We start from the raw sequence: 13,044 nt of genomic DNA on the forward strand, positions 1-13,044 counted from the left end.
GTGGGGGGAACTGGATTGAATACCCGATCGCTGGCCTATGTGGCGGTGCGGTTGCTGGCGCTGTATTTTTTCATTACCGCCATCGTCCATGTGTCTAACGTGGTGCAGGTCAGCTTGCCGAATCTGATGTCAATCAAGGATGCAGCCGCCAGCAGGCCGGATCAGATTGTGTTGTTGTTGGTGGTCCTGCTCCCGTCCATCATTATGCTGCTTAGCGCCTTCGTATTATGGACGGCGGCCTACCGCATCTCCGGACTGCTGTCCCCGGCCGTCCCGCCGCGGGAGGAAGCTGCGGCAGCAGAAGCGTCGGGGAGGGAAGAGCTTCCGCGGCGCTCGAGATCGCAGGAGCTGGCGTCACTGACCAAGCCCCTGCTGCAGACGGGACTCGGCATTTCCGGCCTGATTCTGCTCATTAATGGCATCCCGGACTTCATACATATGTTGATGACGATCACCTATGTCGATACGCACATGTACCCGGATCATATGCAGCGCGAATTAAGCGCGAACTTCGTGCAAGTCATCGTGAAGATGCTGCTCGGTCTCTCTCTGGCGATTGGGGCCGGCGGATTGACCCGGTACTTCACGCGCTCGTCCTCATCGTGACCGGGGACAGCGCCGACAATGGCGAATGTAACGCCTTCGAAGGAGGAATTGAACGATGCGAATGTCTCACATTATCAAGGGTTATGTTATTCCGATGATCATCGCGTTCGGCATCAGTCTGTTGATTCAGCAGGTCGCCTATGCGCAAGTCGTCGTGCAGCAGCATTCCATGCAGCATACGTATAATCCCGGGGATCGGCTCATCGAGAACAAATGGGTGTACCATTGGTTCGAGCCTGCCTACGGCGATGTCGTCATCATCGATCCGGCGTTCCAGGGAGAACGGTATATTAAGCGCGTCGTCGGCGTGGCGGGCGATACGATCGATGCCCGCGACGGGAAGCTGGAAGTGAACGGCCAGGTCGTCGACGAGCCGTTCGCAGAGGGAAGCACGCTGCCGAAGCAGCTTGACTTGCCGATTGTCGTGCCGGAAGGGCACGTATTCGTCATGGGAGACAACCGGGCCGTCAGCATAGACAGCCGGACATACGGCCCTGTTCCGCTGGAGTACCTGGAAGGCAAGGTCGAATTCAAAGTCTGGCCATGGTGGTAGCAGGCAGCAGAAGCGGGGAGCGGTATCGTTCCCCGCTTTTTGATGTCTGCGCGAGCACGTCAGTAAGCGCCGGGAAGCCCGCTTCGGCGTGTCCGCGCGCTCGCGGTAGTAAGTGTAATGGAGCCCGCTTCTTCATGCCTGCGCGAGCATGGCAGTAAGCGTAATATCCCCCGCAGTTGTATGCCCGCCCGTTCCCCTCAAGTTGCATGCCGGAAGGAGGCGCGCTATACTTGAACACGATGAACTAAGGCGTTGTCCCTTCCAGGACAGAGCACGAAAGGACTCGAATACACCACGATGTTGACAGAGAAGAAAGCGTTTAGACGAATCCAATGGGGACTGCTGTTTTTTATTGATTACTCGGTGGGAGGCGTAGATCTGCTGCCGGATATCGTCGGCTTGTTCCTCATCTTTACGGCGATTCGCGATCTGGAAGGGGTCGAGCCCCCATTCCGGCGTGCGAAGGCCGTGGTTATCCCGCTGATGGCGCTGGCTGTCATTGAGATTTTGCAGCCGTTCTTCATTCAAGCCATCCCGCGGGGGATATTGGCATGGTACGGAGTCGGGCGATCCGTGCTGGAGACCGGATTGAATATCGCGCTGATGGCCCTGCTGTGCGGCGGGCTGCGCTCGTTCATGCTGCGGAACGGACAGCCCGCGCTCGCGCACATGGCCCGCCGTCGGCTCATCTATTTCATTGTCGCGCTCGGATGCTCGTTGAGCATGATCGGCTTTGCCCTGGCATCGCCGATGCTGTTCGACGCGATGGCCGTGCCGTTCTTCCTGCTCTATATTATTGTCGTCATCATGTTGATGGGCTTGTTCGGGCAGGCGGCGAAGCGAACGGATGCGATGGGCGGAAGCATGGCATAACAATGGAATGAGGCCGGGGCGCGGCAGGCAGAAGACAGGCGAAGAGCTCGCCTGTCTTTTGCTGTTAGTGGAGGGCGGCGGCAAGCCTCGCTGGCAGGAGCAAGCACATGGGTGCGCGCTGCGCCATGGCGGGCCAACATTGGCCCGCGAGAATCAAGCGGGCCGCGGAGGGGCCTGGGCGGCCGCTGTGCCCTTGGCCTGCGGGAGGCCTGGGCCCGGCGATGTGCCCAAGGCTCGCGGGGCCCTCTGGCCGCCGGCGGGCTTCGGGCCGGCAGAAGCGCCTGCTGCGCGCCTGGCTCCACGCAGCAGGCGGAGGCGCAAGTGGCACCGGGGCGCCCTCATTTATAAAATCCTGCACACGAGCAGTAATTTTCGATGTGTGCACGGATTTGTCGCATGAATCCTGCAAAAGTGCAGCTTTTTCGCCTATTTTGCCTTTTTTCGGCCAATCAAGCGCGAAATTCCTGCATGTTTGCAGGATTGGCTTTCCGCCATAAGCAGCTCTGGACAAATACTGCATATTAGCAGTAATCTTCGGCGCTGGGCGGAACAATGCGCTCATCATGCGGGAGGATCGGAACCCTCGCAGGACAGGTCACACAGGCCCGCGCTCAGGCGGAAGCCTGCCGCATCGCGTCGACGACAAAGAGATATCAAAGCTCCAAGTGCTCCGCTGCGCTGTACCCAAAGCTCCCTACCGCGCTCAGCATGGCAGGACCAGTCCGTTCAGAAGCGTTTGAACGTCTGCCGCGCCAGGGCGGTTTGCACATTTTGACGTAACGGATCCATGAATCTATTCGCTACGGAACGGGATTGGGGTATAATCGTAACAAATCCTATGAAAACAAGGAGCGTGTCGCATCATGACAACATGGAAAGTCGTCGTGGCCGGATGCGGCCAAATGGCCAATACGTGGATCGAGTATGCCAGGGAGCGGGAGGATACGGCGATCGTCGGCCTCGTCGATATCCGGCCGGAAGCCGCCTTGCAGATGGCGGATAGGCACGGCCTGTCATGCGGGCTCTATTCCGATCTGCGGGAAGCGATTCGGCGCAGCGGGGCCAATCTCGTCTTCGACGTGACGACGCCGAGCGCGCATCGCGCAACCTCGGGGACGGCGTTGGAGATGGGCTGTCATGTGATTGCGGAAAAGCCGATGGCATCCAGCTTGTCCGCGGCGATAGAGTTGGCGGAGCTGTCGCGCAAGACAGGGTTGTCCCTGTCCATTATGCAGAACCGCCGTTACTTGCGCCGGGTTCGGGCGTTCCGCGACCTGGTGCAGTCGGGCGTCATCGGCCCGATCGGCTTCGTCGGGGCCGATTTCTTCCTGGCGCCCCGGTTCGGGGGCTTCCGCGAGCAGATGGCCAGCCCGCTCATTCTGGACATGGCCATTCATACGTTCGATCAGGCGCGCTTCATCACTGGGGCGGATCCGGTATCCGTGACCTGCCAGGAGTGGAATCTTCCCGGTTCCTGGTATAAAGGCCATGCCAGCGCCGTATGCACCTTTGAGATGAATGACGGGTCGGTCTTCAATTACCGCGGCTCCTGGAGCGCTCAGGGCTTCCCGACATCATGGGAGGCGGCTTGGCGCGTCGCCGGTAGCCAAGGCACCGCGATATGGGATGGCGAAGACCAGGTCGAAGCCGAATCGTTCAATGGCGCTGGGGAAGCGGTACGGACGGAGGCCCCGATGGATTGGTACGGCCGGGAGGGGCATGCCGGCTGCCTCGATGAGATCTTCGCCGCGATGGCGGAAGGGCGGCCGGCGGAGACTTGCGCGGCCGACAACGTGAAGAGCATGGCGATGGTATTCGGGGCCATGGAGAGCTCCCGCCGTCAAGCGACGGTGCGGATTGCCCCGCTGCTCCAGGAATACGCATCCTGTCGGGAGACGTAATGGGGATGTCCCGGAACACGGGACATCCCGGTGGAGCCGATAAAGGGAAGCTTGCCAAAGCTCGCTTCAAATACATAGGGAGAGTGGAGCATGACAAACAAGGGAGAGAATGGGAACGAAGAAGCCATGAATGGGCTTGGAAAGCAATCTGAACAACAAGAGAATTATGATCAACATAAGCAAGAAGATCAACATAAGCAAGGAGAGCAACATAAGCAAGAAGACCAGCATAAGCAAGAAGAGCAACATGAGCGAGATGAGCAAAAAGATCAAGATGAGCATGAGCAAGATCAATCCGGATTCGCCAATGTGTACGTCATTCAATTGCTGTACAAGGACAAGCCGGAGCTGGACCGGGAGACGCTGTATGGCAAAATGCAGCAGTATACCGGAGAGATTCATTGCGCTGAGGACGAGAAGGAAGCAGAAGAGCCCGGCGAGTCGCTGGCGGTATGGGAGAGCGAAGCTGCGGAAGCGGGCGAGATGATGCACTTCTTCCATCTCAATCATATGATTGAGTACCAGGAGGGGGCGCTGCCGGCACAGACATGCATCATGGCTTCGGATAAGCCGGTGGAAGAAGAAGCCTTCGCGGCGGCGCTGCAGCAAGCCTGGCATTGGCCGGAAGCGAGAGCGGCCGTGGCGGGCTGCCGCCATTCCCTGCTGCTGACCGATTTCTGCGCGCGCGGCCTGGACTACAAGCAGCGTCTGCAGCTCATCAGCGGCGCGCTTCGGGCTCTGCTGGAGACGGCGCCTTGCGAAGCCGTCTATTTCCAGGCCAGCGACAAGATCGTCCATCCCCAAGCCTATGCGGCCGCGATCGAAGCCGGCCAGCGCTTATACGGGGCGATGAATCTCCGCTTCTATAACGTGCACGGCAGAGACGAGATGATTCTGGATACATGCGGCCTGGCGGCGCTCGGCTTGCCGGATGTGCAGTGTCATTTCCGCGGGATGGAGCCGAATGAAGTGGCCTCGTGGGTTGGCGATATCGCGTACTACTTGTACGAGCACGGGGATATTATCCGGGACGGCGAGACGGTCGGCTCGGAGGAGATTCGCTGGCAATGCGAGCATCAGCTTGCTTTGGCGGCGCCGATGCGGCATGTGCTCGATCTGAATCCCGGGCCGGAGCACTACGCGGGCATCTAGCATCATGGCCAGGATCAGCGTCCCGAATAGCATGGCTTTCATCAAAGTGCCGCAATGACTTCAGACCGGCGGATGCCGATTGCGGGCCACACGGCAGCCGGCCCTTGATCCGAAGCGCGCGGCGGCGCTGGACCAAGGGCCGGTCAGACCATCAATCGGCAAATAGGACGGCATACTCGCCGTAGCCTTCCTCCTCCAGCTTCTCCTTCGGAATGAAGCGAAGAGCGGCGGAGTTGATGCAGTAGCGCAGTCCGTTCGGGCCGGGACCGTCGTCGAACACATGCCCGAGGTGAGAATCGCCATAGCGGCTGCGCACTTCGGTGCGCACCATGCCGTGGGACAGGTCAAGCTTCTCTTCAATATGATAAGACCGAAGCGGTCTCGTGAAGCTTGGCCATCCGCAGCCCGCATCATATTTGTCGCGCGAGCTGAACAGAGGTTCGCCCGAGACGATGTCGACATAAATGCCATCTCCCGCATGATCCCAGAATTCATTCTGGAACGGAGGCTCTGTTCCGTTATTTTGCGTGACATGCAGCTGCATGGGGGTGAGCCGTTCCTTCAGCCGGGCTTTATCCTGCTCGGTTACGCCCCAATGCTTGGCGATAAAGGCGTCGCGCCCGGAGCCGGTGCGGTACCGCTTGTAATGGGCCGGCTGCTTGCGATGATAGTCCTGGTGGTATTCCTCCGCCGGGTAGAAGGCCGCCGCCGGGACAATCTCGGTCGCGATCGGCTTGTCGAAGCGCCCGCTGCGCTCCAGCTCCCGCTTGGATTCCTCCGCTTCCTTCCGCTGCTTCTCGTTATGATAGAAGATCGCTGTCCGGTAGGAAGAGCCCCGATCGTGGAATTGTCCGCCCGGATCGGTCGGATCGATCTGTTGCCAGAACAGCTCCAGCAGCTTCTTATAAGGAAATACGGCGGGATCGAACGTAATCTGCACGGCCTCCGCGTGTCCGGTCCGGTCAGTGCATACCTCTTCATAGGTCGGATTTTCCGTATGCCCGCCGGTGTAGCCGGAGACGATCGAGCGGATGCCGGGCAACTCCTCGAACGGGGTCACCATGCACCAGAAGCAGCCGCCCGCGAATGTCGCTTTTTCCAGAGAAGGTTGGGGATGTTCGCTCATTGGATATCAACTCCTTTGCATAGCCATATCATAACCAAATGGAGGCCGCGAGACAACAAAGGCCGCTACAAAAATGGGCGGCCCCGCTGAAAGATGAGGGTTGTATATGCTGCCGATCCGTGCTAGTATGAATATATCGAAAACGATACTCGGAGTAGCTAGCACAGTATTCGTCGTCATTACGGGATCGAGTCGCCTCGTCCCCGGCGGTACTGGCAACGTACACGTTGTTTGCGAGACCTTTGCCACGGGTTGCGATGGTGAAGGTCTTTTTTGATCGTATAGAGCCGTCGCCTCGTGGTGACGGCTTGTTTTATTTTTCGTAGTATCAAGCATACTACCGTATGGGAGGAAGTCATTGTGGAACTATTTTCAATTGAATTCTGGACGGCATTGTTGTCGATCGTGGTTATCGACCTGGTGCTGGCAGGAGACAATGCGATCGTCATTGGCCTTGCCGCACGCAATGTTCCGAAGCAGGACCAGAAAAAAGTCATTATTTTGGGGACTGGCGGAGCGATTGTCATCCGTGCGATCGCCACCTTGCTCGTCGTCTACCTGCTGATGGTTCCCGGACTTCAATTGTTCGGCGGTCTTCTATTGCTCTGGATCGCAGTGAAGCTGATGATTGAAGAGAAGGAGCATAACATCAAGGCCGGCACCAGCATCGGTGCGGCCGTCGGCACTATCATCGTCGCTGACGCTGCCATGGGGCTCGATAACGTGCTGGCTGTGGCGGGCGCCGCCAAGGGACATCCGTTCCTGGTCATTCTCGGATTGATGATCTCGCTTCCGATCGTCGTCTGGGGAAGCACGATTGTGCTCAAGTTTATCGAGAAGTATCCGGTGATTATCGTGCTCGGCTCCGCCGTGCTTGCCTGGACCGCCTCGAAAATGCTCGTGGCCGAAAAATTTGTCGCTCCGTACTTCGCCAATCCGTTCATCAAATACGGGTTCGAGGCGATCGTCGTGCTGGGTGCCCTTGCCACCGGAATTCTCCTGAAGCGGAAACGGGCGCAGCGGGCACAGGAAGCGGACGATCATGCGGAACTTCATCACCATCGTGCGCAGGGCGAGTAACCGTCCGGGCATGACTCCAGCCGAAGGCATCGCCTTCGGCTTTTGCCATGAAGGAACATACACGGAGATCCGCGATAGGGAGCGATGCTCTTTCCCCATACAGAGTGTCCATTGGTATCATCCTATGAAGGGAGCGGCCGATTGGTGCCATTTTTTCCGTACGAATCGTTCAAGAGAGCTGCCGGACCTGCTGTATTAGCATTTTCATCGCCATGGTCGACGCTGCCTTCGTATCCTGCAAAATGAAGAACGGCCGAATGACGCGGCCTCCCTTCACATGAATGCGGCGCAGATCGCCCGCTTCCAATTCCTTGTGGATGACCCAACGGGAGAGCAGAGCGATGCCAAGACCGGCGAGCACGGCCTCCTTCACCCCTTGGCTGCTGTTGAACACATAGGTGCGCTTCGGCTCGACGCCGAGATCGCGGATAAATTGCTCGCTGTAGGAACGGGTCCCCGAACCGCTCTCGCGCAAAATCCATATCTGATCCTGAAGCATGGACGGCTCCAGCTTCGGCAGCGCCGTCAGCTCGTGATCCGCGGGAGCGACGAGAATCATCTCGTCCTCCATGAACGGGTGGTCCACCAAAATATCGGCATACTCGACCTTGCCTTCGACGAGCCCGACATCGAGCTCATTCGCCCGCACGGCTTGCGCGATTTCTTCCGTGTTGGCGATCATCACCTGGATATCGACCTGCGGATATTGACGGGCAAAATCCGCGATCAGCCGCGGCAAAATATATTCCCCGATCGTGAAGCTGGCCCCTACTTTCAGCGAACCGGTCACTTCATCCCGCAGCAGATGAATTTCCTCTTTGGCGTTCTCGTACAGAGCAAGCATTTGCTTGGCCCGCTGGTACAGGATATGCCCCGCGTCCGTCGTCTTCACATGCCGGGGAGAACGGTGAATCAGCTTGATCCCGAATTCGTTCTCCAGGTTCCGGATGTGCATGCTTACGCCCGGCTGGGACAGATTCAGTAATTTGGCTGCTCTCGAAAAATTGCACTGCTCTACGACGGTAACATACACTTTCAACGTGTCGACAATCATGTTCGAATCCTCCGGTATCCATCAAGCTGCACAGTCAATCCCGCTGATGGAATCGCTTGCTTTTATCCCCTCCCATTGTATCCCTTTCTTCCCACTGGAACAATCCGGGCCGTTCGGGCAAGCATAAGTTTTCCTAATCGTCCGGATAGCATATTGGTATTTCACATTCCGTTCCATTCGGCTTATAGTTGATTATGGAATCAGGATTCACATGCAGGTTGGGAGAAAGAGCCCGGAAGCTGCCGGGATGGAGAAGGGGAGCAAAGTGCAACAAGCGGCGTGATCCTGACATCGGGAACTGATGGGAGGTGCCGGAAGTTGCCGGAATGCGCTGCGCGTTCGATGCTTTATCGCCGCAATGCTGCAATGTGGGAATGCACCAGACAGAATTGGGGGAAAAACATGAGTCAGGGAGAAGGACTTGGCGCAAGCAAGGCCCGCAAGCAGCGGAACGGTCTTGGCTTTGCGCTTGGAATCGGATTGACGCTTGTCATCGCGCTGGCTGCCAAGTATTTGGCCGGGCTTCCGTTCCTTAGCATTATGGGTCAGCTTGTTATCGCTATCTTGATCGGCATTCTGTGGCGTGCCACGATCGGCGTGCCCGATCAGATAGTGGCAGGCACGAACTTTTCTAGCAAGAAGCTGCTTCGGCTCGGGATTATCCTGCTCGGGATGAGGCTGAATTTGATGGATATTGTGAATGCGGGGCCGAAAGTATTCCTGATTGCGGTCATCGTCATTATTTTCGCCATTAGTGTCGTCTATGGTTTGTCACGGCTGTTCAAGGTGGAGAAGCGGCTTGGCATTCTGACGGCATGCGGCACGGCGATTTGCGGCGCGGCTGCGGTTGTCGCCATCTCGCCGCAGATCAAGGCCAAGGACGAAGAGACGGCCATTGGCGCAGCCATGGTCGCGATATTGGGCACAATCTTTACTTTGTTATATACCTTTTTGTATCCGGTGCTCGGATTGACGCAGAACGGGTACGGCATCTTCGCGGGCGCAACGCTGCATGAGATTGCGCACGTCATTGCGGCCGCAGCCCCCGGAGGGGACGGCGCGGTCGATATGGCGGTCATCGTGAAGCTGACCCGGGTGGCGCTTCTCGTTCCGGTAGCGATCCTTATCGGCATTTGGGCAAGCCGGGCCGAGCAGCGGGAGAAGGGGACCAGCTCGAAGCTGTCCTGGCGCACGATACCGATTCCGTGGTTCATTCTCGGCTTCCTGGTCGTGAGCGGCATCAATTCGTTGGGCACCATCTCTGGCGATATCGCTTCCGCGATTGTGACGCTGGCTTACATGCTGATCGCGATGGCGATGGCCGGTCTTGGCCTGAACGTCGATCTGGTCGCCTTCCGCCGGCTCGGCCTGACCTCGTTCGCAGCGGGGCTTATCGGTTCGGTGCTGCTGTCCGGCCTTGGCTTCGCCCTGGTCCATCTGCTCGGGCTGGCCTAATGCCGCTTGAGCGGAAACGCTTCGGCGTCGAGAAGATTGTGGAATTGGATCTGCTCCCTCAGGAGCGGGAAGATTTGATGAACTCGGCCGAAGCGGTTCGGAAGCGGTTCGGACAAGCTTAGCTTGGCCTCCAAATGAACGCGTTGGCCCTCATCGGACGAAGACAGACCGTATCTCCTCATGTGGCAGGAGATACGGTCTCTCTGTTCGTCTGCGTCATTCAGACGGGCCGCAGCTTATCGGAACGCCGGGAGCCAGCTGCCATGCGCTTCAATCATATCGTCGCACAGCGATACGATATCGTCGAGGCTGAGCTCGGCGGATGTATGCGGATCAAGCATCGCCGCATGGTAGATATGCTCTTTTTTGCCGGTGATGGCCGCTTCGATCGTCAGGAGCTGCGTGTTGATATTGGTCCGGTTCAGCGCGGCCAACTGCGGCGGCAGATTGCCGACATAGGTTGGCGTCACGCCGCTGCGGTCGACGAGACATGGCACCTCGACGCAGGCTTCCGCCGGAAGATTCGGAATCAGCCCCGTATTCATGACGTTGCCGCCAAGCTTGAACGGCACCCCCGTCTCCATTGCCTCGAAAATATAGGAAGCATACTCATGCGAGCGGGAATGCTCCAGCCGGCTATCGTTCACCAGCTTCTCGCGCATCTCCTTCCAAGAGGCGATCTGATTCACGCAGCGGCGCGGATATTCATCCAGCGGAATGTTCAGCTCGTCGATCAATTCCGGATAGGCCCGCTTGATGAAATAAGGATGATACTCGGCATTATGCTCGGACGACTCGGTGACATAATAGCCGAATTTGAACATCAGCTCGTAGCGCACCATATCATAGTGCTTCTCCTTCTGCTTCTCCGCCGCCCGGCGCTTAATCTCCGGATAGAGATCTTGACCGTCCTTCGTCACTTCGAGCAGCCAGGCCATATGGTTGATGCCAGCGATTTTCGTCTGCACGCCCGTAGAATCCATGCCGAGATGGTCGAACAGCCAAGGCATGCATACCTGCACGCTGTGGCACAATCCGACTGTCTTCACGCCGCCATGCGTAATCATGACGTTGGTCAATACCGCCATCGGATTCGTATAATTGAGGAACCACGCATCCGGGCAGACCTCCTGGATATCTCTCGCGAAGTCGAGCATGACCGGGATGGTGCGCAGATTGCGGAAAATTCCGCCGATGCCGACCGTATCGGCAATCGTTTGGCGCAAGCCGTATTTTTTCGGAATCTCGAAATCGGTAATCGTGCACGGATCATACCCGCCGACTTGAATCGCGTTGACGATATACTTGGCGCCGCGCAGCGCCTCCTTGCGGTCGTGGTAAGCGACGACCCGGCACTTGCTGCCGGTCGATGCGACCAGATTATTCAACATCCGCTCGGAATCGCGGAGGCGCTCGTGATCGATGTCGAACAGCGCCAGCTCGAACGATTGCAGCGCAGGCGTCAGCATGCAGTCGCCCAACACATTTTTGGCGAACACCGTGCTTCCGGCACCGAGAAACGTAATTTTACCCATAGCAAGATCATCCTTTCGACGGACAGGAATAAAATCGCAAAAAATATTTTGCATGGTCTGATGCAACTTGCACGCAGATGCGTTACAATCAATGTATCTGATTTGACAAGAGAAGAGTATGGTTATTTTGGTCGACAGTATGGAATATTGTATCCTGATGAGGAGGATATGCCGATGGCGGAGACAGCGCATATCGCGATTAACGAGTACCCGTCCCGCGGGGAATTGACGATTCTTTTCAGCGGTCAGGCGAAGACCGAACCCCAACACCGCATCGGGCCCACGGTGCATGATTATTATTTGGTGCACAGCATTTTGTCCGGCAAGGGCACCTTCGTCATTCGCGGGCAGGAGTACCAGCTTCGCAGCGGCGACAGCTTCTTTATATTCCCGGGGGAAATGGTGCGCTATGAATCCGACGGCGAGGAGCCGTGGCAGTATAGCTGGGTCGGATTCCGCGGACAAGACGCCGACCGGATACTGGCCGAGATCGGGGTCGGGCCGCATGTGCCCGTCTTGCAGGGCTACCGCCACCATCGATTGAACGCGCTGCTTCGCAATGTAACGAAAGCGCTTCACCGCGGCGGCCATGCGGGGGATATGGAGGCGGAGGGTTATTTTCGGCTGATCCTGTCTGAATATGCGCGGGCCGCAGGCGCAGCGCTGCGCTCGGGGAAGGAAGACACCCGAACCGATATCGAGCGGCAGGTGGAACAGGCGGCCAGATGGCTGACGCTGCAGCATGACAAATCGATCTCGATCGACGAGCTGGCGCAGAAGCTCGGCTACCACCGGACCTATTTATCGAAAATGTTCCGCAAGCAGATGGGGGAATCCCCGATGCAATTTCTGCTGCGCATCCGGATGGAGCGGGCGCGGACGCTGCTGCTGACGACGAAGCTGACGATGGAGCAGATAGCCGCTTCCGTCGGCTATGAGGATGCATTGTATTTTTCGAAGCTGTATAAAAAATGGTATAAGCGCTCCCCAACCGCCCACCGTGCGGAAATGCAGAGGAACCAGGTCACCGAATGCGCTTATCGGTAAAGAGCATGCTCCGCACAGCTTAACCGGAGTTACCGGTGCCAAGGCGGCGATGGGGCGGGACCCCTTTAAGGTTCAAGGCGATACCGCCGATGGCCGGATACCGCAATGACAAAAAGGATAGTGCTTGTACTTGAGCACTATCCTTGCCACCCCATAATTCTACAAATAGCCGCGCAACTGGAGCAATTGAAGATATTTCACATAATAACTGTTGTCGAGTGAGCAATTTTCAGGGGAAATCCCGAGCATAATGGTAAGATCTTGAACCAAGGCGGTACAAATGCCTTGCACTTTGTAATTGCTCATCGTCTTGCCATCATCGCTTATCAGAATGACGCGGAGTAATTTACCGGAATTGATTTTACTCCATTCGGTCTCTAGTGAGTTTGACGATCTGCCATCTGTATATTCTTCATGCAACTTTTTATCTGCATTACTACATACACGCTGTAAAATCTTTTCGTCCTCAATCTTGAAACACTTGACTATCTTGTTGTAAGTCTCCTTCATCTCATAGTGTAAGTCAGTCAATGATGATTTAGGAATTTCCTCGGCCAAATACTTCACTTTTAGCATTTTTTCAACTTCATGAATTGTGTTTTTAAATGGAAGCCGGCGTGCAATGAATTTCCTGTGAAGTTCCTCCACTTGACTGCACCTCC

General features: G+C 56.9%; 14 protein-coding genes. 10 read left to right on the forward strand and 4 right to left on the reverse strand.

Going from position 1 to position 13,044, the window contains the following annotated elements; translation table 11 throughout:
* The first annotated feature begins 15 nt into the window (after nt 1-15).
* From OCY70_RS12960 to OCY70_RS12985, 6 genes are all read left to right on the forward strand, one after another.
* Nucleotides 16-606 (forward strand): hypothetical protein, encoded by a 591-nt coding sequence (locus OCY70_RS12960; RefSeq protein ID WP_213426887.1) that lies wholly within the window; start codon nt 16-18, stop codon nt 604-606.
* Between the two features lie 55 nt (nt 607-661).
* Nucleotides 662-1,159: a signal peptidase I gene (gene lepB, locus OCY70_RS12965; protein WP_213426886.1), complete on the forward strand. Its 498-nt coding sequence runs from the start codon at nt 662-664 to the stop codon at nt 1,157-1,159.
* A gap of 297 nt (nt 1,160-1,456) precedes the next feature.
* Complete coding sequence (locus OCY70_RS12970; protein WP_213426885.1) at nt 1,457-2,032, forward strand: hypothetical protein; 576 nt, start codon at nt 1,457-1,459, stop codon at nt 2,030-2,032.
* A complete protein-coding gene (locus OCY70_RS12975) occupies nt 2,007-2,432 on the forward strand; it encodes a hypothetical protein (protein ID WP_213426884.1) in 426 nt (141 codons plus the stop codon). The genes OCY70_RS12970 and OCY70_RS12975 overlap by 26 nt, the downstream gene beginning before the upstream one ends.
* Before the next feature lie 463 nt (nt 2,433-2,895).
* Nucleotides 2,896-3,933, forward strand: a complete 1,038-nt coding sequence (locus OCY70_RS12980; protein ID WP_213426883.1) for a Gfo/Idh/MocA family protein — start codon at nt 2,896-2,898, stop codon at nt 3,931-3,933.
* A 90-nt stretch (nt 3,934-4,023) separates the two neighbouring features.
* The gene (locus OCY70_RS12985) at nt 4,024-5,085 is read left to right on the forward strand and encodes a DUF4261 domain-containing protein (protein ID WP_249724633.1); all 1,062 of its coding nucleotides are present in this window, start codon (nt 4,024-4,026) and stop codon (nt 5,083-5,085) included.
* A gap of 151 nt (nt 5,086-5,236) precedes the next feature.
* Here OCY70_RS12985 and msrA read toward each other — a convergent pair whose 3' ends face one another.
* Entirely contained in the window at nt 5,237-6,211 is a 975-nt protein-coding gene (gene msrA, locus OCY70_RS12990; RefSeq protein WP_213426882.1) for a peptide-methionine (S)-S-oxide reductase MsrA, read from the reverse strand.
* Between the two features lie 360 nt (nt 6,212-6,571).
* Here msrA and OCY70_RS12995 point away from each other — a divergent pair, with 360 nt between their 5' ends.
* Nucleotides 6,572-7,291 (forward strand): TerC family protein, encoded by a 720-nt coding sequence (locus OCY70_RS12995; RefSeq protein ID WP_213426881.1) that lies wholly within the window; start codon nt 6,572-6,574, stop codon nt 7,289-7,291.
* A 169-nt stretch (nt 7,292-7,460) separates the two neighbouring features.
* On the opposite strand, the gene OCY70_RS13000 is transcribed toward OCY70_RS12995, so the two are convergent.
* Nucleotides 7,461-8,345: a LysR family transcriptional regulator gene (locus OCY70_RS13000; protein ID WP_213426880.1), complete on the reverse strand. Its 885-nt coding sequence runs from the start codon at nt 8,343-8,345 to the stop codon at nt 7,461-7,463.
* Nucleotides 8,346-8,747: 402 nt separating this feature from the next.
* Between OCY70_RS13000 and OCY70_RS13005 the strand changes: the two genes are divergently transcribed.
* A complete protein-coding gene (locus OCY70_RS13005) occupies nt 8,748-9,800 on the forward strand; it encodes a YeiH family protein (protein WP_213426879.1) in 1,053 nt (350 codons plus the stop codon).
* Complete coding sequence (locus tag OCY70_RS13010) at nt 9,800-9,922, forward strand: hypothetical protein (protein ID WP_261944893.1); 123 nt, start codon at nt 9,800-9,802, stop codon at nt 9,920-9,922. Before OCY70_RS13005 ends, OCY70_RS13010 begins: the two co-directional genes overlap by 1 nt.
* 114 nt (nt 9,923-10,036) lie before the next feature.
* Here the strand turns inward: OCY70_RS13010 and melA are convergent, their stop codons facing one another.
* Nucleotides 10,037-11,335, reverse strand: coding sequence for an alpha-glucosidase/alpha-galactosidase (gene melA / locus OCY70_RS13015; RefSeq protein WP_213426878.1), 1,299 nt, complete (start codon nt 11,333-11,335; stop codon nt 10,037-10,039).
* A gap of 174 nt (nt 11,336-11,509) precedes the next feature.
* Between melA and OCY70_RS13020 the strand changes: the two genes are divergently transcribed.
* Nucleotides 11,510-12,382 carry an AraC family transcriptional regulator gene (locus tag OCY70_RS13020; RefSeq protein WP_213426877.1) on the forward strand — a complete coding sequence of 291 codons (873 nt, stop codon included), beginning with the start codon at nt 11,510-11,512 and terminating at the stop codon, nt 12,380-12,382.
* A 159-nt stretch (nt 12,383-12,541) separates the two neighbouring features.
* Here the strand turns inward: OCY70_RS13020 and OCY70_RS13025 are convergent, their stop codons facing one another.
* Nucleotides 12,542-13,030, reverse strand: a complete 489-nt coding sequence (locus tag OCY70_RS13025) for a hypothetical protein (protein ID WP_213426876.1) — start codon at nt 13,028-13,030, stop codon at nt 12,542-12,544.
* Between the last annotated feature and the right edge of the window lie 14 nt (nt 13,031-13,044).

The organism is Paenibacillus melissococcoides (assembly GCA_944800085.1).
GTDB classification, from domain to species: domain Bacteria; phylum Bacillota; class Bacilli; order Paenibacillales; family Paenibacillaceae; genus Paenibacillus_B; species Paenibacillus_B melissococcoides.

What these genes read in the sequence shown, in the direction of transcription:
- lepB (WP_213426886.1), top strand. Translation starts at nt 662, where the DNA reads ATGCGAATGTCTCACATTATCAAGGGTTATGTTATTCCGATGATCATC.
- OCY70_RS12970 (WP_213426885.1), top strand. Translation starts at nt 1,457, where the DNA reads ATGTTGACAGAGAAGAAAGCGTTTAGACGAATCCAATGGGGACTGCTG.
- OCY70_RS12975 (WP_213426884.1), top strand. Translation starts at nt 2,007, where the DNA reads ATGCGATGGGCGGAAGCATGGCATAACAATGGAATGAGGCCGGGGCGC.
- OCY70_RS12980 (WP_213426883.1), top strand. Translation starts at nt 2,896, where the DNA reads ATGACAACATGGAAAGTCGTCGTGGCCGGATGCGGCCAAATGGCCAAT.
- OCY70_RS12985 (WP_249724633.1), top strand. Translation starts at nt 4,024, where the DNA reads ATGACAAACAAGGGAGAGAATGGGAACGAAGAAGCCATGAATGGGCTT.
- msrA (WP_213426882.1), bottom strand. Translation starts at nt 6,211, where the DNA reads ATGAGCGAACATCCCCAACCTTCTCTGGAAAAAGCGACATTCGCGGGC.
- OCY70_RS13000 (WP_213426880.1), bottom strand. Translation starts at nt 8,345, where the DNA reads ATGATTGTCGACACGTTGAAAGTGTATGTTACCGTCGTAGAGCAGTGC.
- OCY70_RS13005 (WP_213426879.1), top strand. Translation starts at nt 8,748, where the DNA reads ATGAGTCAGGGAGAAGGACTTGGCGCAAGCAAGGCCCGCAAGCAGCGG.
- OCY70_RS13010 (WP_261944893.1), top strand. Translation starts at nt 9,800, where the DNA reads ATGCCGCTTGAGCGGAAACGCTTCGGCGTCGAGAAGATTGTGGAATTG.
- melA (WP_213426878.1), bottom strand. Translation starts at nt 11,335, where the DNA reads ATGGGTAAAATTACGTTTCTCGGTGCCGGAAGCACGGTGTTCGCCAAA.
- OCY70_RS13020 (WP_213426877.1), top strand. Translation starts at nt 11,510, where the DNA reads ATGGCGGAGACAGCGCATATCGCGATTAACGAGTACCCGTCCCGCGGG.